The 20,473-nt window shown below is 44.1% G+C and carries 17 protein-coding genes; 16 read left to right on the forward strand and 1 reads right to left on the reverse strand.

Annotated elements, in window-relative coordinates; genetic code table 11:
- The first annotated feature begins 61 nt into the window (after positions 1-61).
- From bamA to LJ707_RS08270, 16 genes are all read left to right on the forward strand, one after another.
- Positions 62-2,590 (forward strand): outer membrane protein assembly factor BamA, encoded by a 2,529-nt coding sequence (gene bamA, locus LJ707_RS08195; protein WP_228950325.1) that lies wholly within the window; start codon positions 62-64, stop codon positions 2,588-2,590.
- Positions 2,591-2,605: 15 nt separating this feature from the next.
- Positions 2,606-3,136, forward strand: coding sequence for an OmpH family outer membrane protein (locus LJ707_RS08200; RefSeq protein ID WP_228950326.1), 531 nt, complete (start codon positions 2,606-2,608; stop codon positions 3,134-3,136).
- 52 nt (positions 3,137-3,188) lie between these two features.
- Entirely contained in the window at positions 3,189-3,698 is a 510-nt protein-coding gene (locus LJ707_RS08205; protein WP_228950327.1) for an OmpH family outer membrane protein, read from the forward strand.
- A gap of 64 nt (positions 3,699-3,762) precedes the next feature.
- Positions 3,763-4,593: a glutamate racemase gene (gene murI, locus LJ707_RS08210; protein ID WP_228950328.1), complete on the forward strand. Its 831-nt coding sequence runs from the start codon at positions 3,763-3,765 to the stop codon at positions 4,591-4,593.
- Between the two features lie 328 nt (positions 4,594-4,921).
- Positions 4,922-5,992: an NADH-quinone oxidoreductase subunit NuoH gene (nuoH, locus tag LJ707_RS08215; RefSeq protein WP_228950329.1), complete on the forward strand. Its 1,071-nt coding sequence runs from the start codon at positions 4,922-4,924 to the stop codon at positions 5,990-5,992.
- A 124-nt stretch (positions 5,993-6,116) separates the two neighbouring features.
- The gene (locus LJ707_RS08220; RefSeq protein WP_228950330.1) at positions 6,117-6,704 is read left to right on the forward strand and encodes a 4Fe-4S binding protein; all 588 of its coding nucleotides are present in this window, start codon (positions 6,117-6,119) and stop codon (positions 6,702-6,704) included.
- Entirely contained in the window at positions 6,701-7,249 is a 549-nt protein-coding gene (locus tag LJ707_RS08225) for an NADH-quinone oxidoreductase subunit J (protein ID WP_228950331.1), read from the forward strand. The genes LJ707_RS08220 and LJ707_RS08225 overlap by 4 nt, the downstream gene beginning before the upstream one ends.
- Positions 7,246-7,551: an NADH-quinone oxidoreductase subunit NuoK gene (nuoK, locus tag LJ707_RS08230; RefSeq protein WP_255678801.1), complete on the forward strand. Its 306-nt coding sequence runs from the start codon at positions 7,246-7,248 to the stop codon at positions 7,549-7,551. Before LJ707_RS08225 ends, nuoK begins: the two co-directional genes overlap by 4 nt.
- A gap of 2 nt (positions 7,552-7,553) precedes the next feature.
- Entirely contained in the window at positions 7,554-8,024 is a 471-nt protein-coding gene (locus LJ707_RS08235; protein WP_228950332.1) for a hypothetical protein, read from the forward strand.
- 2 nt (positions 8,025-8,026) lie between these two features.
- Positions 8,027-10,084, forward strand: coding sequence for an NADH-quinone oxidoreductase subunit L (locus tag LJ707_RS08240; RefSeq protein WP_228950333.1), 2,058 nt, complete (start codon positions 8,027-8,029; stop codon positions 10,082-10,084).
- 7 nt (positions 10,085-10,091) lie between these two features.
- Positions 10,092-11,693, forward strand: a complete 1,602-nt coding sequence (locus LJ707_RS08245; RefSeq protein ID WP_228950334.1) for a NuoM family protein — start codon at positions 10,092-10,094, stop codon at positions 11,691-11,693.
- An 84-nt stretch (positions 11,694-11,777) separates the two neighbouring features.
- On the forward strand, positions 11,778-13,628 hold the full coding sequence (locus LJ707_RS08250; RefSeq protein ID WP_228950335.1) for a DUF4139 domain-containing protein: 1,851 nt from the start codon (positions 11,778-11,780) through the stop codon (positions 13,626-13,628).
- Positions 13,629-15,134 carry an NADH-quinone oxidoreductase subunit N gene (locus LJ707_RS08255; RefSeq protein WP_228950336.1) on the forward strand — a complete coding sequence of 502 codons (1,506 nt, stop codon included), beginning with the start codon at positions 13,629-13,631 and terminating at the stop codon, positions 15,132-15,134. It begins immediately after the preceding gene.
- 107 nt (positions 15,135-15,241) lie between these two features.
- The gene (locus LJ707_RS08260) at positions 15,242-16,549 is read left to right on the forward strand and encodes an ammonium transporter (RefSeq protein WP_228950337.1); all 1,308 of its coding nucleotides are present in this window, start codon (positions 15,242-15,244) and stop codon (positions 16,547-16,549) included.
- Positions 16,550-16,620: 71 nt separating this feature from the next.
- A complete protein-coding gene (locus LJ707_RS08265) occupies positions 16,621-17,673 on the forward strand; it encodes an acyltransferase (RefSeq protein WP_228950338.1) in 1,053 nt (350 codons plus the stop codon).
- 107 nt (positions 17,674-17,780) lie between these two features.
- A complete protein-coding gene (locus LJ707_RS08270) occupies positions 17,781-19,688 on the forward strand; it encodes a class II glutamine amidotransferase (protein WP_228950339.1) in 1,908 nt (635 codons plus the stop codon).
- An 86-nt stretch (positions 19,689-19,774) separates the two neighbouring features.
- Here LJ707_RS08270 and LJ707_RS08275 read toward each other — a convergent pair whose 3' ends face one another.
- Positions 19,775-20,431, reverse strand: a complete 657-nt coding sequence (locus LJ707_RS08275; RefSeq protein ID WP_228950340.1) for a LysE family translocator — start codon at positions 20,429-20,431, stop codon at positions 19,775-19,777.
- Positions 20,432-20,473 lie beyond the last annotated feature (42 nt).

Below are 20,473 nucleotides of genomic sequence, written 5' to 3' on the forward strand. Positions count from 1 at the left end.
TTTTACTTTTAACACTATTTAACAACTGTTTAAATTATTTTTAGCCCACTAAAATATCCGAATGTATAAATATATAGTTGCTGTATTTTCTTTGCTGATAAGCTCTATCACCGCCATGGCGCAGGTTCCGTCAGGCTCGGCAGACAGCTTGAATTATCTTAATCCTAAAGAGTATATTGTTGGTGGCGTTACTGTTACCGGGGCTAAAAACCTTGATAAGGAAGTACTCCTTACTATATCAAAACTTAACAAAGGCGACAGGCTGATATTACCCGGCGAAGCAAACGCACGTGTAGTTAAAGACATGTTTTCGCAGGGATTGTTTGATGATGTTCAGCTTAATATCACTAAAATAAATATGGATACCGTATACCTGGAGATAGCCGTGATTGAAAGACCGCGCCTCTCGAGGTTAAAAATTACCGGTATTAAAAAAGGAGAAATTGAGGATGTTACCAAAAAGCTGAATGATAAAACCGGCAAAATAGTAAACCAAAATCTTATCAATACCACTACGGGTATCATAAAACGCCACTTTAACGAGAAAGGCTACCTGTTTACCGAGGTAAAAATGAACCCGCAGCCTGACCCGGGCGATTCAAGCTCAGTTATATTGAATGTGCAGGTTGATAAAAAAACCAAGATCAAGATACACAGCATTGAATTTGATGGCAATAAGGCATTTTCAGATAAGCAACTGCGCAAGTTTTTAAAGAATACCCGTACCAAGAAATGGTATAACATATTCGGTTCAAAAAAATTCAAGGAAGACAAATTCCTTGAGGATAAACAAACGCTTGTTGAAAAAATGCAGGCCGAAGGTTACCGGGATGCACAGGTGGTAAGTGATAGCGTTAGCCGCCACGATGACCGTACTGTTGACGTAAAGCTAAAAGTTTACGAAGGCCCTAAATATTACTTTGGTAACATCAGGTGGTCTGGCAACGCCAAATACACAACCGAGTTTTTGAACAGGGTACTGCGCATCAAAAAAGGCGATATATTTAGCGAAGAGGAGCTGACCAAAAGGCTGTCAGGCCCAACGCCAAGCAATGATGACGTATCAACCCTGTACCTTGACGACGGATACCTGACCTATAATGCTGACCCGGTGCAAACACGTATTTATGGCGATACCATTGACCTGGACATCCGGATATATGAAGGCCCGCAATATACCATTAACCGCGTAACCGTTAAAGGTAACGATGTTACTAATGATAAGGTGGTAATGCGTGAAATACGTACTAAACCAGGCCAAAAATTCAATAAAACCCTGTTGATACGCAGTACCCGTGAGCTTTCGCAACTGGGTAGCTTTGATGAGCAGAAGACCGAACCACGCCCAACCAACATTAACCCGGCAGAGGGTACGGTAGATATTATTTACAACGTGGTTGAAAAACCGTCAGATCAGATCGAGCTTTCGGGTGGTTTTGGTGGTGGCCAGTTGGTAGGTACGTTGGGCTTATCGTTCAACAACTTCTCGTTACGTAACCTTTTCAACTTAAAAGCTTACAGGCCGCTGCCAAAAGGCGATGGACAAAGGCTAAGCATACGTGGCCAGTCAAGCGGTCGTACGTATCAAAACTTCTCGTTCACGTTCTCTGAGCCGTGGCTGGGTGGTAAAAAACCCATATTCTTTAGCTTATCAGCTTATACACAAGGTAGCTCAACCGGGCAATATTATCCAAAATCAAGCCCTTACTACAACAAGCTGCGTATTAACGGTATTGGTGTAACCCTGGGTAAACGTTTAAACTGGCCGGATAACTACTTCCAGTTAAACTACTCGGTTAACTTTGATCATTATTACCTGGATAACTATTCAGCTTACCTGTTCCGTAACGGTACATCATACAACATTAAGTTTACACAGGAGTTGAGCCGTAACTCATTGGACGTGCCTATTTACCCAACTTCGGGTTCAAACATCAGGTTCACGGTACAGGCTACGCCGCCATACTCATTGTTTAACAATACTAATTATGCTATCGCGACGCCAGAGGAGCGTTACAAATTTGTGGAGTACCACAAATGGAAGTTTGACGCGCAATGGTTTCAGCGTATTACAGGTAAACTGGTACTGATGTCGCAGGCGCGTTTCGGTTTCCTGGGATCGTATAATTCAAAAGTAGGCCCTTCACCGTTCGAGCGCTTTAAGTTAGGTGGTGATGGTATGCAAACGTACCAGTTTTTACAAGGCAGCGAGATCATCGGTATGCGTGGTTACCAAAACTTCTCGGTAGTACCGGTAGGGTCGCAATATACCGCTAATGATAACCCTGGTAACGCTATTTACAATAAGTATACGCTTGAACTACGCCACCCGGTTATCGCGAGCCAGTCGGCAACCATATTCCTGCTGGCATTTGCCGAGGGTGGTAATACATGGGATAGTTTCAGCCGCTTTAATCCGTTTAACGTAAGACGTTCGGTAGGTATGGGCGCGAGGATATTTTTACCTATCTTTGGTTTACTTGGTTTGGATTACGGTTATGGCTTTGATCAGATACCAGGCCAGCCTGACGCGGGTAAGGGACAATTCCACTTCTCAATATCTCAAAGCTTACAGGGTGGATTTAATTAATTGTGTAATTATTTTATGAAAAGGATAATTTTAACAACAGCATTAACGTTTATAGCATGTTTAGGTGCATTTGCGCAAAGGTTTGCTTATGTTGACTCGGAATATATTTTGAAACATATACCCGATTATACATCGGCACAAAAACAACTGAGCGCGCAATCGCAGCAATGGCAAAAAGAGGCCGATGCTAAATTTCAGGAGATTGACCGCTTATATAAGGCTTACCAGGCTGACCAGGTATTAATGACCCCTGAAATGAAAAAGCGCCGTGAGGCAGAAATAGTGGGTAAAGAAAAGGCCGCGAAGGATTTTCAGCGTTTGAAATTCGGTCCTGACGGTGAACTGACACAAAAAAGCAATACCTTGATTAAACCAATTCAGGATCGCGTGTCAAAAGCGGTACAGGCAGTGGCTGAGAGCGAAAATCTTGATATGATTTTTGACAAGAACAGCGAGGTAATGATGTTATACGCTAATCCTCGTTATGATAAGAGCGCCGCGGTGATTACCCGTTTAGGATTAAAACCAGGAACATTTGCCCAATAAATTTTTATTTTATAAAATAGCGAACTATTATATTAAACACACAGAACAAAAAATGAAAAGATTATTTAAGGTTGCTTTGGTTGCGGTAAGTATGTTATTTGTGGGAACGTATGCAAAAGCACAAAAGATCGCGCACATTAATTTTAACCAGTTGATTGAGCAGATGCCTGAAACCAAAACTATCAGGACACAAATGGAAGCTTACCAAAAAACCTTTGTTGATACTTACACTACTATGGGTAATGAGTTTCAAACTAAAGCCCAGGCTTACGAAAAAGATAAAGCTACGATGAATGATGCAACCCGTACTGCTAAAGAAACAGAATTACAGGATCTGCAAAAACGCATTCAGGATTTTCAAAAAGATGCTCAAGGTAAAGTAGAGGCTAAAAGCAATGAGCTGACCAGGCCATTATTTACCAAAGCGCGTGCTTCAATAAGCAAAGTTGCTAAGGCTAAAGGTTACACTTACGTGCTTGACTCATCACAAACTGAGCTTTTAGTATCGCCGGATGCTGATGACCTGTTAGTACCGGTTAAAACTGACCTTGGTTTAAAATAAGAACTAAACAAGATATTGAAACTGAAGCGCCCGCATTACCGGGCGCTTTTTTTATTTTTGCAGTGTGGCAGCAACAAAACCTATAGGCATATTTGATTCGGGCTACGGCGGCTTAACTGTTTTTCGCTCTATTGCCGATCAGTTACCGCAGTACGATTATATTTATCTTGGCGATAACGGCCGCTCGCCATATGGTAACCGTTCGTTTAAAACCATACACGAGTATACCTGGGAGTGTGTGCAATGGTTATTTAAGCAGGATTGCCCTTTAATTATACTGGCATGTAACACCGCGTCGGCAAAAGCGCTGCGTACCATACAGCAGCAGGATATGCCCGGCAAGTTTGATGATAAACGCGTTTTAGGGGTTATACGCCCAACAGCCGAGGTGATAGGTAATTATACAAAAACCGGTGAGATAGGCGTATTGGGAACAAAAGGTACGGTGCAGTCACAATCATACCTGTTGGAGATAGAAAAATTCTTTCCGGAGCTTAGCGTACATCAGCAGGCTTGCCCCATGTGGGTGCCGCTTATTGAAACAGGCGAATATGATAAACCGGGTGCTGATTATTTTGTAAAGGAATATCTGGATGCTATACAACAGCAATCAGCAAATATTGACACACTGCTGTTGGCCTGCACCCATTACCCGCTGTTGCAGGATAAAATAAAGGCTTATCTGCCAAATAATATACAGGTAGTTGCCCAGGGCGATATTGTGGCTGCAAGCCTGACCGATTACCTGCACCGCCACCCTGAAATTGAAGAGCAGCTAACACCAAACGGCATCAAGCAGTTCTATACCACGTCAGACGATACAACGGATTTTGACCATCACGCTTCCGCGTTTTTTGGTGAGCCGGTTGTGGCGGAGTATGTGTCGGTGAAGTGATTCCGCAGGATTTAATAGTAAAGAAGTCTAAAATTTTGTCATTTCGAGCGACAGCGAGAAATCTGTCGCTTGCCTATTAATTGGATAGATTTCTCCTCGTACCTCGTTCGAAATGACAAGCCCATGAGGAGTATAATTTTATAGGGTAGGATGTGGTAGATTTATACTACAAGAGATACGAGATTAAGTAACTCCGCAATATAACTTCCGAATTCCGAAATCAAAACCCTCTCCCGATTTCATAAATCAAAAAGCTGCTATAATCTACCAAATACATAGAATATTTAGCTGGCATTTGCTAAGTTTGCACCCAAGTGATTTTTGGACGTTGAGTAATTACCTGATATATTTTCTTGTCGCTGCCGGGCTGTTCGCCTTTGCCGCCCTGTTTGCTCTATTCGGAGTATATGCGGAGCGTAAGATCTCGGCGTATATACAGGACAGGCTTGGCCCTACCGAAACCGGGAAATTTGGGTCGCTGCAAACGTTTGCTGATATTTTAAAGATGGTCCAAAAGGAACTGATCATCCCCGCGAAAGCGGATAAGTGGCTGTTTGTACTGGCACCTGTTATTATATTCGTAGCAGTTTACATGGGTTTTGCCGCATTACCGTGGGGGCCTGGTTTGGTACCGTCAAAAATCAATATCGGCCTGTATTATGTGTTCGCCATTATCTCTATAGAAACATTGGGCATACTGATGGCGGGCTGGGGCTCCAATAATAAATACTCCATTTTAGGCGCTATGCGTTCGGCCGCGCAAATCATCTCATACGAGATACCGGCCGGTTTCGCCATTATATCCGCGGTGATGATCGCGCAATCGTTGGATCTGCAGGTGATTTCCACGCAGCAAGGAGTAGCATCAACAGAAACTATTAAGTTTTTTGGTTTTTGGGATGTTACCCATATTGGTGGCTTGCTGAGCTGGAACATTTTCAGGGCGCCGCATTTAATTATAGCATTTGTTATTTACTTTATATCATCATTAGCCGAAGCTAACCGCGCGCCGTTTGATATACCGGAAGCGGAGTCAGAGCTGGTGGCAGGTTTTCATACCGAATATTCGGGCTTGGGGTTTGCGTTTGTGTTTTTGGCCGAATATTCGATGATGTTCCTGGTATCAATGATAGGCGTGGTGCTGTTTTTAGGTGCCTGGAATACTCCGCTGCCTAACATCGGCGCGTTAAAATTAGCAGATTGGACAACTAATATTTGGTGGGGTATATTTTGGGTGGCGATTAAAAGCCTGGCCCTGGTTGGTGTACAAATGTGGATACGCTGGACGCTGCCCCGTTTACGTGTAGACCAACTGATGAACCTGTGCTGGAAGGTATTAACCCCGCTGGCATTCGCGTGTATACTTATATCGGGCGTGTGGCGGTTATGGTTGATGTAGAGGTTGGTAATTAGTGGTTAGAGATTAGTATTTAGAGTTTAGATTTTAGTGTTTAGGATTTAGAAATTAGCACTTAGTGTTTAGATTTTAGGATTTAGAAATTAGCATTTAGAATTTACAAAGCATGTTTAAAAGCGCGATAAATGGCTTAACTACTGCATGGAAGGGGATGACCCTTACCATTGGCCACTTGTTTGCGTCGAAAAAAACACGTGAGGTTACCCGGGTAAGTGATGATAATTACTTTAAAAGGCTTGAGGGAACCAATACCATACAATATCCCAAACAACAACTGCCTGTACCCGAAGTGGGCCGTTACCAGTTGGATGTGGAAATGGATGATTGCATTGTGTGCGATCTTTGCGCCAAAATTTGTCCGGTTGATTGTATCGATATAGAAGCGATAAAAGCTACGGAGGCTATCGGCCAAACGTCTGATGGTACCACCAAGCGCCTGTATGCCGCCAAGTTTGATATTGACATGGCCAAGTGCATGTATTGCGGCTTGTGTACTGTTGTTTGCCCGACCGAGTGCATCACCATGACCAATACGTATGACCGTACGGTATTTGAGTTGAGCGACCTGATCTACGAATTTTCGGACATGACGAAGGAGGAGGCCGACGAAAAACGTGCGCTCCTTGAAAAGCAAAATGCCGAAAAGCAAGCCGCCAAGCTTGCCGCCATGAAAAAGAAGGAGGAAGGGCAATGATGCTGGTGAAGATCATGTTCTATATCCTGGCTGCCGTAGCGCTGGGTTCTGCCTTATTTGTGGCTGCGTCTAAAAACCTGGTACGTTCGGTATTCATGTTTTTTGTTACGCTGTTCGCGTTGGCGGGTTTATATGTACTGGCTTTGGCTGATTTTGTGGCCATTACCCAGATCGTGATCTATGTAGGTGGTATTCTGGTATTAATACTTTTCACATTCATGCTTTCGGGCCGCGAAACGCTGGATGCCATTCAACAGCAAAAAAGCAAGTTGATCAACCTTAATAAATTGCCTGCCATAGTGCTTGCCGTATTATTTTTTGTGGTGATGTTCATTGTACTGCGTCAGGCTGATGTTAATGAACTGGATTGGGTAAAAGTAGCTGTTGCCGAGGGCAACGTGATTAAACCCGATGGCATCCAGATAGAGAACATCGGCGTAAACCTGATGACCAGTTACCTGCTGCCATTTGAGGTAATATCAATATTGCTGATGATCGCACTTATTGGCGCTGCGCACTTATCCAGAAAGGAGCAGGAGGCATGATCTCTTTGAGTGATTTCCTGCTGTTGAGTGCGGCACTGTTTTGCATTGGGCTGTACATGGTGGTAGCCAAGCGCAACGCCATACAAATACTGATAGGTATTGAGCTGATGCTGAATGCCGCCATATTAAACCTGGTGGCTTTTGGTAAGTACGATAAGCTCAACAACAGCGGTCAGGTATTTGCCCTGTTTGCTATAGTGCTTGCCGCGGCCGTTACTGCCGTAGCGCTGGCTATAATACTGAATGTATACCGGCAGTATAAAACTATCGATCCGTCTAAAATAAATAACCTGGGAGATTGAGTATGCGGAAAGTTGTTTACATCGTAATGCTGATGGCATTGTTCGGGGGAAAGATAAATGCTCAAAACAGTATAGTCCGCGAAAATGGGGAAGCGCCCTTGTACATTTTGGACGGATTGATAACAACTCACGCGATAACAGCGAAGATAGATTCGTCCAACGTTAAAGGAATATGGGTTATAAAAAGCAGGAGTGAACAGGAAAAATATGGATATGCCGGTCGTAATGGTGTTGTAATCATCAGTACCAAGAGCTCAAAATTATCTAAGATTGATACATCAGCCAATAATTACCCTTTGATTTTAATTGATAGTGTTGAAGTATATTCTGAAGATATGAAAAAAATATCTCCGGATGCTGTGGATAACGTACAGGTTATAAAAGATGCGAAAGCACGTGATATGTACGGATTTAAAGGTGCAAGAGGAGTGGTGATTGTAACCACAAAAAGTAATAAGAAAGCAAAAAAATAACATTGATACCCGATCAGGCACATACAGCTCATATACAAACGTTCCACACGGTGGTGGCGGTGGTATTGCCGTTGCTTGCCGCGGTTATCAATAACTTTATTCCTAATAAGGTAAAAATCACCGGGTGGATATCAACCATCGCCATATTATTGAGTGCCGCCTTTGCTATCAGTGTTTTTGCCGCTGTTTGGAATACTACAACCGTGCATACACAGCAGCTATGGTTTACCATTGGCGCTACCAAGGTTTATGCCGGGGTATGGCTCAATAACCTATCGGTTATGATGCTGGCCCTGGTGCCGGTTATCGCGCTGCCGGTACACATTTACTCCATGGCGTACATGAGGGAGGATGAACGCTTTAACCGCTACTTCACCTACCTCAGCTTCTTTTGTTTCAGTATGCTGGCCTTGGTTGTGGTTGATAGCACCGTATTGCTTTATGCCTTTTGGGAGCTGGTGGGTTTTTCATCATACCTGCTTATAGGTTTTTGGTTTACGCGCGATAAAGCGGTACAGGCCAATAAGAAAGCCTTTATCATGAACAGGATAGGAGATATAGGCCTGCTCTCGGCCATCATCATCCTGTTTGCGCAATATGGTACGTTTGATCTGGTTCAACTATTTGGCGATGGTGGCTTGGTATCACGATCTGTTATTGAAAATGGTTTGTGGGTAGCTCCCGCCGGACAATTACCTGCCATATGGCAATATGTAGCTTTTTGGGGGATATTTTTAGGCATGGCGGCTAAGTCGGCACAGTTCCCTTTACATACCTGGCTGCCCGATGCTATGGAAGGTCCAACCTCTGTTTCAGCCCTGATACATGCTGCTACCATGGTGGCCGCGGGTGTATTCCTATTGGGCAGGGCATATCCATTATTCACGCCCGAAGAACTGAGCGTGTTTGCCGTTATAGGCTGCTTTACCGCCTTTATGGCCGCGAGCATTGCTCTCACACAAAACGATCTGAAACGCATACTGGCTTACTCTACCATATCGCAGTTAGGTTTTATGGTGCTGGCCATGGGGGTAGGGGCTTATGCTTCGTCGTTGTTCCACCTGGCAACGCACGCTTTCTTTAAATGTCTGTTGTTTTTGGTGGCTGGTATCGTTATCCACGAGATGCAGCACGTTAAGCACGAAAATCATCTTGACATCGACCCGCAAAATATACTGTATATGGGTGGTCTGCGTAAAAAGCTGCCGCTTACGTTTATAGCCGCCGTAGTGGGTAGCCTGGCACTAATAGGCTTATTGTTCACATCGGGCTATCTGTCTAAGGATGGTATACTGATCCAGGCCTTTGAATGGGCTGAAGGCAAGGCATGGTATTTTCAACTGGTGCCAGCAGGCGCTTTGCTAACCAGTTTGCTAACCGCGTTTTATGTCAGCCGATTAATCGTAAAAGTGTTCTTTGGTAAGTTCCGTTTGTTGGATGTTCATCCCGGTATTAAACTACATATCAGCGATGGGGGCTGGAATTATAAACTGCCGCTGGTGTTGCTGGCGCTTTGCAGTTTGTTCCCGCTGTTCTCGTTGCATCCGTGGTTGTATGAACATGCTTGGCTTTACCAGGGTTTCCTTCCGTCTAATCATCTGGAAAGGATGAATATTTACCATACGTTAATCCCCATAGGGGTGAATATTTTTTGTGTGATGGTGGTGTACCTGGCTTACGCGATGTATGTAAAACGAAATTACGTGGCACACCAAAATAGTAGGCTGTTTAAACTATCATACAACCAGTGGTATATTGATGCATTCTACAATAAAGTTATTGTAAACAGTGTGCTGGCATTAAGCCGCCTGCTTTACTGGTTTGACCGTACTGTTATTGACGGACTGGTAAACTTGTTACGCAATATTGTTGGTGAACTCTCCTCTTTAGCCCAGTGGACAGATCGCTATATTGTGAATGGCATTATATACCTTATCACTGTTTTGGTAAGGCGTATTGGCAATCTGGCCCGCCTGTTTCAGGGGGGTAAGGTGCAATATTACCTGTACAGTATGCTGGCCGTAGTGCTTTTAGTGTTTATATTTAAATTACTCATCTGATAAACTGATGAACCTTTTAACGATACTGATATTTATACCCATAGTGTTCGGCGCGATAATATTGCTGCTGCCGTCATCACTGCGGGCAAGCTTTAAATATATTACCCTGCTGGCAACACTCATTCAGTTTGCGCTGAGTATATGGATATATCTTGACTTTAAAACAGGTGCCGGGTTTGGCGGTGTTAATCACGAAGATCAGTTTCAGTTTGTACAAAAGCTGCCCTGGATCCACCTCGATCTTGGTGCTATGGGTGCCATGCAGATAGATTATTTTGTAGGAATTGATGGTATATCGCTGCCTTTGCTGGTGATGACCACCCTGGTGATGGTGATCGCTACCATTGCATCATGGGAGATAACCAGTAACCTGAAAGGCTTTTTCGCTTTGTTTTTATTGTTGGATATGGCCGTTATCGGCGTGTTCTGCGCGTTGGATTTCTTTTTGTTCTACCTGTTTTATGAGTTGATGCTGCTGCCATTATACTTTTTGATTGGTATGTGGGGCGGCGTTCGGCGAGAGTACGCGGCTATTAAGTTTTTCCTGTATACCTTGTTCGGTTCGGTATTTATGCTGTTGGTAATGGTAGGTTTGTACCTTTCAGTTACTGATCCTGTAACCGGCAACCATACCTTTAACATTGTACAAATGATGAACCCGGCTAATTATAGCGAAGGTTCAATATTTTCTGTCGCAGCACAGCAAACCATATTAGGTATGCCTGCCCGGTTAGTGGGGTTTGTAGTGCTATTCATCGCCTTTGCCATTAAGGTGCCGGTAGTGCCGCTGCACACCTGGCTACCTGTGGCCCACGTGGAAGCGCCAACGCCAGTGTCTATCATACTGGCGGGTGTATTGTTAAAGATCGGCGGATATGGTATTATCCGTATCTGTTTGGGCATCTTCCCCGAAGTTGCCGCTGACGGTGCATTCTGGTTGGGCTTACTCGGCGTTGTTTCCATATTATACGGAGCACTGAATGCCCTTGCACAGCGGGATCTGAAACGAATGATAGCCTACTCATCCGTATCGCACATGGGTTTTGTGTTGCTGGGTATTGCCTCGCAAACTGCCGAAGGTATCAGCGGCGCGGTATTGCAGATGATAAGCCACGGCTTTTTATCATCCATGTTGTTTTACCTGGTAGGGGTGGTGTACAACCGCGTACACGACAGGGATATCTATAACTTCCGTGGCCTCGGTAGCATTATGCCCAGGTATACGGCCTTTGTCATGATCGCTTTCTTCGCATCGCTGGGTCTGCCGGGTTTTTCGGCATTCGTTGCCGAAGCATTTACCCTTGCCGGAACGTTCAAATCATCAACCACTAACGGTTTGCTGCCTTACTGGATGGCCATAGGCGGTTCGGTAGGTATATTGTTAAGCGCGGCCTACTTTCTGTGGACGCTGCAACGCATGTTCTTTGGTCAGCCACTGTTAAAAGGCGGCGAGGTGTGGCGCACCGCCTTGCATGACATTAATTTTCGTGAAACAGCCACGCTGGTACCATTAGCTATTATGGCACTGGTGCTGGGCATATTCCCATCATTGGTATTGGATGTGGCTAACGGTAGCGTATTGGCTTTGGTGGAGTTTTTAAAAAAATAAAAACGCTTTCCTTTATGGAAAGTCGCATGATCGTGCATCTTCTGAATATAACAACAGGAGAATTCATCTAAATCTGAAACGATCATGCTTAAAGAATTATTTATGGCTGCCTGCATATTGTTTGCGGTGCAAATGGCAAAAGGCTACGAAGGACAAAAAGTAAGTTCAAAGGTTACCAAAGTAACCGTGTTTTTAAATAGCGCACAGGTAACACGTACGGCAACGGCGAGTATTGTGCCCGGAACATCAACACTGGTATTCGAAAATATATCGCCTGATGTAGATGTACAAAGTATACAGGTAAAGGCCGCGGGTGAGTTTACCATATTGTCGGTTAAGCATGAGATTGATTTTTTGAACGAGCAGGTTAAAGAAAAAAGGATTGAACAATTAGAAGAGCAAAAGAAACTGATACAGGATAAGCTGGACATGCAGAATAACCTATTGAACATATACCAGGAAGAAAGTGCCATGCTGCTCAAAAATCAGCAGGTATCGGGGCAAAATAACAACCTCGATCTGGTAAAGCTGCGTCAGGCCCTGGAGTTTCAAACTGCCCGCTTAACTGATATCAGAAAGAAACAGCAAGCTATTAAAAATCAGATTTTGGTTTTAAATACCGAGTTACGTAAGTATGACAAGCAGATCAATGATCTGGATGCCGGTAACAGCAAAGCAACCAGTAATATACTGGTAACCGTAAATTCCAGAACCGCGCTTCAATCATTGTTCACACTCAACTATGTGGTAAAAAACGCATCATGGTTTCCAACGTATGACATCAGGGCAAAAAACGCAAGCAGCCCGATTAACATAATTTACAAGGCCAACGTATCGCAGCAATGTGGTGAGGATTGGCAAAATGTAAAGTTAACGCTCTCTACAGGTAACCCAACTACAAGCGGTTCAAAGCCTGAATTAACACCCTACTATCTTAATGTGGGTATGTATGCCTTAAATGATACCCGATCCGTTATTACCAGGGTAACAGGTAAGATTTTTAGCGGTAGCCAAGTATTGCCGGGCGCAACTATTAAAGTTAAAGGAACGTCAATAGGCACAGTTACCGATGCTTCGGGTGCGTACTCGATACAAATACCTGCCGGTAACCCCGTATTAGAGTATAGCTACATTGGCTATGAAACGCGTGAGCTACCTGCCACACAGCCGGTGCTTAACGTAAATTTGAACGAGAATAAAAATTCCCTGAACGAAGTAGTTGTTACCGGCTACGGTAGCAGCGCGGCTAAAACGCTGAGAGGGAGAGTAACCGGGCTCACCATTACTGATAATACCATACCCGTGATGGTAAAACAGGTTGAAAATCAAACTAACGTGGAATTCGCTATTCAAAACCCATATAGCATTCCGGGTGATGGCAAGCAGTATCTGGTTGAAATAAATAATTTTGAGCTGCCTGCCGAGTACAAATATTATGTAGCGCCAAAGCTAAGCACCGATGTGTTTTTAACCGCTACATTAACTGACTGGAACAAGTACAATTTTTTATCAGGCGAAGCCAACCTCTTTTTTGAAGGAACTTTTATAGGTAAATCGCTGATCGATACTTACTCAACCAGTGATACGCTGAACCTTTCACTGGGTATAGATAAAAGCATAGCGGTTACACGTACCCTGAAAAAGGATCTGAAAGAGAAAAAGAATTTTGGCTCAACTAAAAAGGAAACACGCGACTGGCTCATTTCCATCAAAAATCGTAAAAGCCAGCCGGTAAATTTGCTTGTGGAAGATCAGGTTCCGGTATCGCAAAATTCTGTTATCGAGGTGGATGTGCAGCAATCATCAGGTGCTGACATGGATAAGCTGACCGGCAGGCTTTCATGGAGTTTTATGCTAACTTCGCAGCAGGACAAAAAGCTGGAATTAAAATACCTGGTAAGTTATCCTAAAAATCAATCTGTTATTGTTGAATAAATGCACGACCTGTTACCTACCATACCCGAGCAGCTAAGCAAGATATTGAACGACGTACACTTTTTTGTGCCCGAGTTATACCTGAGCGCGCTGTTTATTTTGGTTCTGCTTGCCGATCTGTTCATTGGCAAAAATTCCGAAAAGTATTGCCGGGCCATTGCCATGGCGGGTTTGGTAATTGTTTTTTTTAAGGATTATGAGCAATACACTTTAACCGATGAGGCTGGTGGTACCGTTTCGCTTTTTAGCGGTATGTTGCTGCTTTATGGCAAGGCGGTATCTTTTAAGGTGATTATTGATCTGCTTACCTGTTTGTTATTATTATATTTTGCCTGGGACAATAAGCTCAGCACACATAAAAAGGGACTATCTGATCTGTATACAATCATCATAGGCTCGGTATTAGGGTTGCATTTAATGACGATGGCCACTAACCTGCTTTCAATTTACCTGGCTATCGAGATGGTGTCCATCGCATCCTACCTCATGGTGGCATACCGCTCCGAAAATGGTTTTAGTGCCGAGGCAGGCTTAAAATACGTGCTGTTTGGCGCTGCTTCATCAGCAGTATTACTTTACGGCATATCGCTGTTATATGGTTTTACCGGCACGCTCGACATCTGGGACCCGAAGTTTATGGTGAACCTGTCCGGGGCAGGTAGCGCAGGTGTGGGGCTGGCGCTAAGTTTAGTACTGGTAGGCATCGGCTTCAAGCTGTCATTCGTCCCTGTACACTTTTGGGTGCCCGATGTTTACGAAGGAGCTGCAACACCGGTTACGGCCTACCTTTCAACCGTGCCTAAAATTGCCGCCTTTGCCTTGCTCATCAACTTTGTAAATGCATTTGTGGCTGTAGTGCCGCATCCTGATTTTGATTTCAGGCTGGCGCTGTCCATAATTGGTGTAATCACCATGATAGCCGGTAACTTTGCTGCCGTAGCGCAGCAAAATGTAAAGCGTATGCTGGCCTATTCAAGTATAGGGCATACCGGTTTCGCTTTAATGGCTGTTGTTACTTACACACCGCAAGGGTTAACATCCCTTATTTATTACCTGGCGGTATATGCTGTCGCCAATATTGCAGCGCTATTGCTGGCTACCTACTTTACCAACCAAACCGGTGCCGAAAAGGTAGGCGAATACAAAGGTCTGGGTTTTAAATACCCGATTGCTTCGGTTTGTTTTGTGATTATCCTGATCTCGTTAACCGGTTTGCCGGTTTCGGCGGGTTTTACAGGTAAGCTGTTCGTGTTTTCGTCAGTTTACGTGGTGTATCAGCAAAGCCATGATGTTTGGCTGCTTATTTTAATGATCACCGGGGCAGTAGTAACCGTGGTATCGCTGTTTTACTATATCAAAATTCCGTTAAACTTATTTTTACGTAAGAGCAGCGTAGTGTTTACGCCCGATTATTCTGACAAAAAAGTAATTGTTTTGGCCGTTGTATTATCATTGTTGTTGCTTTTATTCGGAATTTTCCCTGATTGGTTGTATAAAACCTTGTAGAGATCATATTTTATTGCTTCTTTTCTTGAAAATTAAAATTTTGGTAGTGATTTTATAATAAAAATCATATTTTCACGCCTTTCTAAATCTAATTGTTTAAGAAATTGATGAAACGGTACTTTCCCTTCCTTCTGATCCTGATCGCTTTAGTACTTACTTTTGTTTTTCCTTCGGTTGAGCTTAATACCACCGAAAAATCACAGTTCAACGGAGCTGACATTGCCTGGATGCTGATGTCGACGGCGCTTGTGCTTATCATGACACCAGGACTTGCCTTTTTTTATGGCGGCATGGTCAATAAAAAAAATGTGATCTCAACCATGCTGCAAAGTGTGGTCTGTATGGTTATTATTACGGTTATCTGGGGGATATTTGGTTTTAGTTTGGCTTTTGGCGAGAGCATAGGCGGGGTTATAGGCAACCCGGCAACCTTTTTTATGATGAAGGGAATGCTGGGTACGGCAACCTGGCCGGCAGCACCAACCATTCCGTTGCTGCTGTTCGCCATGTACCAGTTAAAGTTCGCCATTATTACTCCGGCGCTCATTACCGGCGCCTTTGCCGAACGTATCCGTTTCAATTCATACATCATCTTCCTGATCCTGTTCTCAATCTGCATATTTTCGCCGCTGGCGCACAGTACCTGGCATCCCGATGGCATCCTGGCTAAAATGGGTGTGCTTGACTTTGCCGGTGGCACGGTGGTGCACATGTCGGCAGGCTGGGCAGCTTTAGCATCTGCTATCTACTTAAAACGCCGTAATGAGGCCACGCATTCGCCCGCCCGCATTACTTATGTAATTATCGGTACCGGTTTGTTGTGGTTTGGCTGGTTTGGTTTTAATGCAGGTTCAGCTTTGGGCGCTAACCCGTTGGCGGTAACGGCGCTGGCAACAAGCACCACAGCATCAGCCGCGGCTGGTATTACCTGGATATTTTTTGATATGCTGCGCAAACGCAAGCCATCAGCCATGGGTACATGTATAGGTGCTGTAGTAGGGTTGGTGGCCATTACACCGGCCGCGGGTTTTGTATCGGTGCCGCACTCGCTGGCTATCGGCATTATATCGGCCATTGTAAGCAACCTGGTGGTTGAATGGCGCACACGTACTTCAATTGACGATACGCTGGACGTTTTCCCTTGCCACGGCGTTGGCGGTATGGTAGGTATGCTGCTTACTGGTGTGTTCGCTCATCATAATGTCAACCCGGGCATAGCCAATGGTAACGGCTTGTTCTTTGGCGAAACAAAATTGTTCATGATCCAGTTGGTAGCGCTTATCGGCACATCAATATTCGCGTTCTTTGGTTCATTATTATTGTTAAAGATCACCGATATGATATCACCCCTGCGGGTATCAATGGAAGAGGAAATAGTAGGACTTGATGTTAGCCAGCACGGCGAAAAACTGTAACAAACAGTAGACAGACTACAATATTTAAATGCTTATGACTACTTTACAACGTCATAAGCATTTTTATTTAGATGAAGCCCCATTACCCTATACTTGATGGATTGCGTGGTACGGCCGCTATACTTGTGGTTATATTTCACATACTTGAGGTGAATTTTCCGCCCGAAACCCATCCCATGAACCACGGTTACCTGGCGGTTGATTTTTTCTACCTGCTATCTGGCTTTGTGGTGGGCTATGCTTATGATGATCGCTGGGGTAGCATGAGTGTTGGCCAGTTCCTTAAAATAAGATTCGCGCGCCTGCATCCAATGGTGATATTTAGTATAACCGTTGGCGCGATAGCCTTTTGGTTCGATCCGTATCACGATAGTTCATTTAACATGAGCCTGATGAAACTGATTGGTGTGATGCTGATCGGTTACACAATTTTGCCGCATCCCGACGTTCGGGGATGGGGTGAAACTCATTCGCTTAACGGGCCGTGTTGGTCGTTGTTACAAGAATATATTGCCAATATTATTTATGCGCTCATTGGCCGAAAGTTAAGTAAAGCCGCTTTATTTGTGGTACTTATTATTACCGGGGCGGCTTTGATTATAATGGCCCTCAAACAAAATTATATGGGCCTGGGCTGGAGTTGCGAAACTTTATGGGCGGCACCTATACGCATGCTGTTCCCGTTTTTTGCAGGTTTGCTGTTGTTTCGCATAGGTAAGCTGATCAATATCCCGATGGCCTATCCGCTACTATCGTTACTGCTGATCGTGGTATTTTTTATGCCGAGGTTTCAATATAACGGCCTGTACGATGTAGCCTGCGTAATTTTGCTGTTTCCGCTGGTTGTAGCTGCCGGCGCAGGCGGGCAGGTAAGCGGCACCTGGGCAAAAGTATGCAAATTTGCAGGTGAGCTATCATACCCGCTATATCTTATCCATTATCCTTTCATCTACATTTACGGCTATTGGATCAGCGTAAAAAAGCCAACGGTAGAGCAGAATGTACCTATAGCTATTGGCCTTTTTGTATTTTTTATTGTTTTTGCACTGGCTACCCTGAAATTATACGATGAGCCGGTACGTAAGTGGTTACGGCAAAAGCTTGTTCCTGCCCGTGCAGTGTGATGGTTAAGCGAGTGTTAAATTAATATCAATATTAATGCTTTTTTAATGACAATAGGATAGAAGATAATCGCTAATAAAAGTTTACTTTTGCAACCTCATTCCAAATCATGAGCGATCAGATTAAACATGAATGCGGTGTGGCATTTATCCGCCTAAGAAAGCCACTCTCTTATTATCAGCAAAAGTACGGCACTGCGCTGTACGGCTTAAACAAACTGTACCTTTTAATGGAAAAACAACACAACCGCGGCCAGGATGGCGCAGGTGTTGCTACCATTAAACTGGATATTGAACCCGGTAAGCGCTATATAAGCCGCCACCGCTCAATGGCCTCAAATGCGGTTGCTGATATTTTTGAGTACATCCAGAAAAAATTTGCTGACATTCAAAAGGAGTTTCCGGAAAAGCTGGCTGATGCCGATTGGCTGAAAGAAAATGTGAGCTTTACCGGTGAAGTACTTTTAGGCCACCTGCGTTATGGTACGCATGGCAAAAATAGTATCGAAAACTGTCACCCTTTTCTGCGTCAAAATAACTGGAAAACCCGTAACCTGGTAATTGCCGGTAATTTTAACATGACCAATGTTGATGAGTTATTGCAGCAGCTTTATGATCTTGGTCAGCATCCAAAGGAAAAGGCCGATACGGTAACCGTTTTGGAAAAGATAGGTCATTTTTTAGATACCGAAAACCAGGGCTTGTTTGACCAGTACAAACGCGAAGGGCATGATGATAATATGGAGATCAGCAAACTGATTGCAAATGACCTCGATGTTGCCAAAATACTCCGTAAATCAGCCAAAAACTGGGATGGTGGCTACACCATTGCCGGTATAATGGGCCATGGTGATGCCTTTGTAATGCGCGACCCGGTAGGCATACGCCCGGCATTTTACTATTATAATGATGAAATAGTTGTTGCCGCTTCAGAGCGCCCGGCTATACAAACCGCCTTCAATATTCCGGTTGAGGAGATCAATGAGATAAAACCCGGCCACGCCCTTATTGTTAAAAAGAACGGCGATGTATCTGAAGATATGTTCAGCGAGCCGCAGGAGAAAAAATCATGCTCATTTGAGCGTATTTATTTTTCGAGAGGCAGCGATTCATCTATCTACCGTGAGCGTAAACAATTAGGCAGGCTGTTATGCCCGCAAATATTGGATTCAGTTGATAACGATATTAAAAATACCGTATTTTCATACATACCCAACACCGCCGAAGTGGCTTTTTACGGTATGGTTGAAGGGGTGCATAAATACATCAAAAAATACCAGCGCGACAGGCTGCTTAACCGTGCCGACAAGATCAGCGACGAGGAATTGACCGAGGTGCTGCAGTTAGCGCCGCGTGTTGAAAAGATTGCCATAAAGGATGTTAAGCTGCGTACCTTTATTACCCAGGATGCTGACCGGAGCGAGATGGTTGCCCACGTTTACGACACCACTTATGGCTTGATAAACCGTGGTACCGATAAGCTGGTTGTGCTTGATGACTCTATTGTACGTGGTACAACGCTTAAACAAAGCATCCTGAAGATACTGGACCGTTTAGGCCCTAAAAAGATCGTGGTAGTATCATCAGCCCCGCAAATACGTTACCCGGATTGTTATGGCATCGATATGTCTCGCATGGGTGAGTTTGTGGCTTTTGAGGCCGCGGTAAGCTTGCTTAAGGATGCCGGTAAAGAAGATATATTATTAAAAGTTTACCAGCAATGTAAAGACAGCGCCAAGCTGCCTAAGGAGGAAGTGGTAAACTACGTAAAGGCCATTTACGAGCCTTTCACGGATCAGGAAATATCTGACCGTATTGCACAGATCATCACTCCAAAAAATACAAAGGCCGAAGTTCAGGTGATTTACCAAACGCTGGATAACCTGCACATTGCCTGCCCTGACCATACCGGCGACTGGTATTTCTCGGGCAATTACCCAACCCCGGGTGGCAACAAGGTAGTTAACCGCGCTTTTGTTAACTGGATGGAAGGCAAAAATCAAAGAGCTTACATGTAAGCCACACTTTGATTAACCTGCACACAATTTTTCAGAACGCCCCGGCAACGGGGCGTTTTTTGTTTGTAAAGTTTTTTTATAATATTTTAAGATACCTTGTCAGGCGCGAAAACGAAGTGGGTAACCAGCCTGTCAAACAGGATGAAAGAGGCGATAATAAGCGCGATGCCCGCCACCTGGTTAAGTTTGTGTACCAGCGTTACTGATATACGGTCGCGCAGTTTATTGGCGTAAAAAGCCTTTAAGGTATCTAAACCGAACTGTACGATGAGTACCGTTAAAAACATAATGGCAATTTTTAGCTGGCGGTGGGGTATACCCTCATGGTATGTTGTGCTGGCCGTGCCGATAACCATCATCCAGTGAAAAAGGATGGTAGGGTTAAAAATGCACATGATAAATCCCTTTAAAAAATACCCGGTGCGTTTAAGCTTTGATGGGGTGGCATTGTTATAATTAACATCGGCCTTTTTAAAAATGTAGTAAATACCAATGCCAAGTAAAATAACACTGCCAACAACACCGGCGTATATTTTGGTTTGCGCGGTAATATCAACCAGTTGCGAACCAAAAAGGATGGCACCAACAAACACCACATCAGTTGATACCACGCCGAGGGCGAAGGCAACGCCTGCCTGAAAGCCTTTTTCAATACTAACCTTGATCAGCGAGAAAAATACGGGCCCGGTTATAAAGGTTAGTATCAACCCAATACCGATTCCTGAAATAATGGCTGCTATCATTAACTATATCTTAAACGGCGTTTTTTGACCATGCGAATATGC

Source organism: Mucilaginibacter sp. UR6-1, assembly GCF_020880975.1.
GTDB lineage: Bacteria > Bacteroidota > Bacteroidia > Sphingobacteriales > Sphingobacteriaceae > Mucilaginibacter.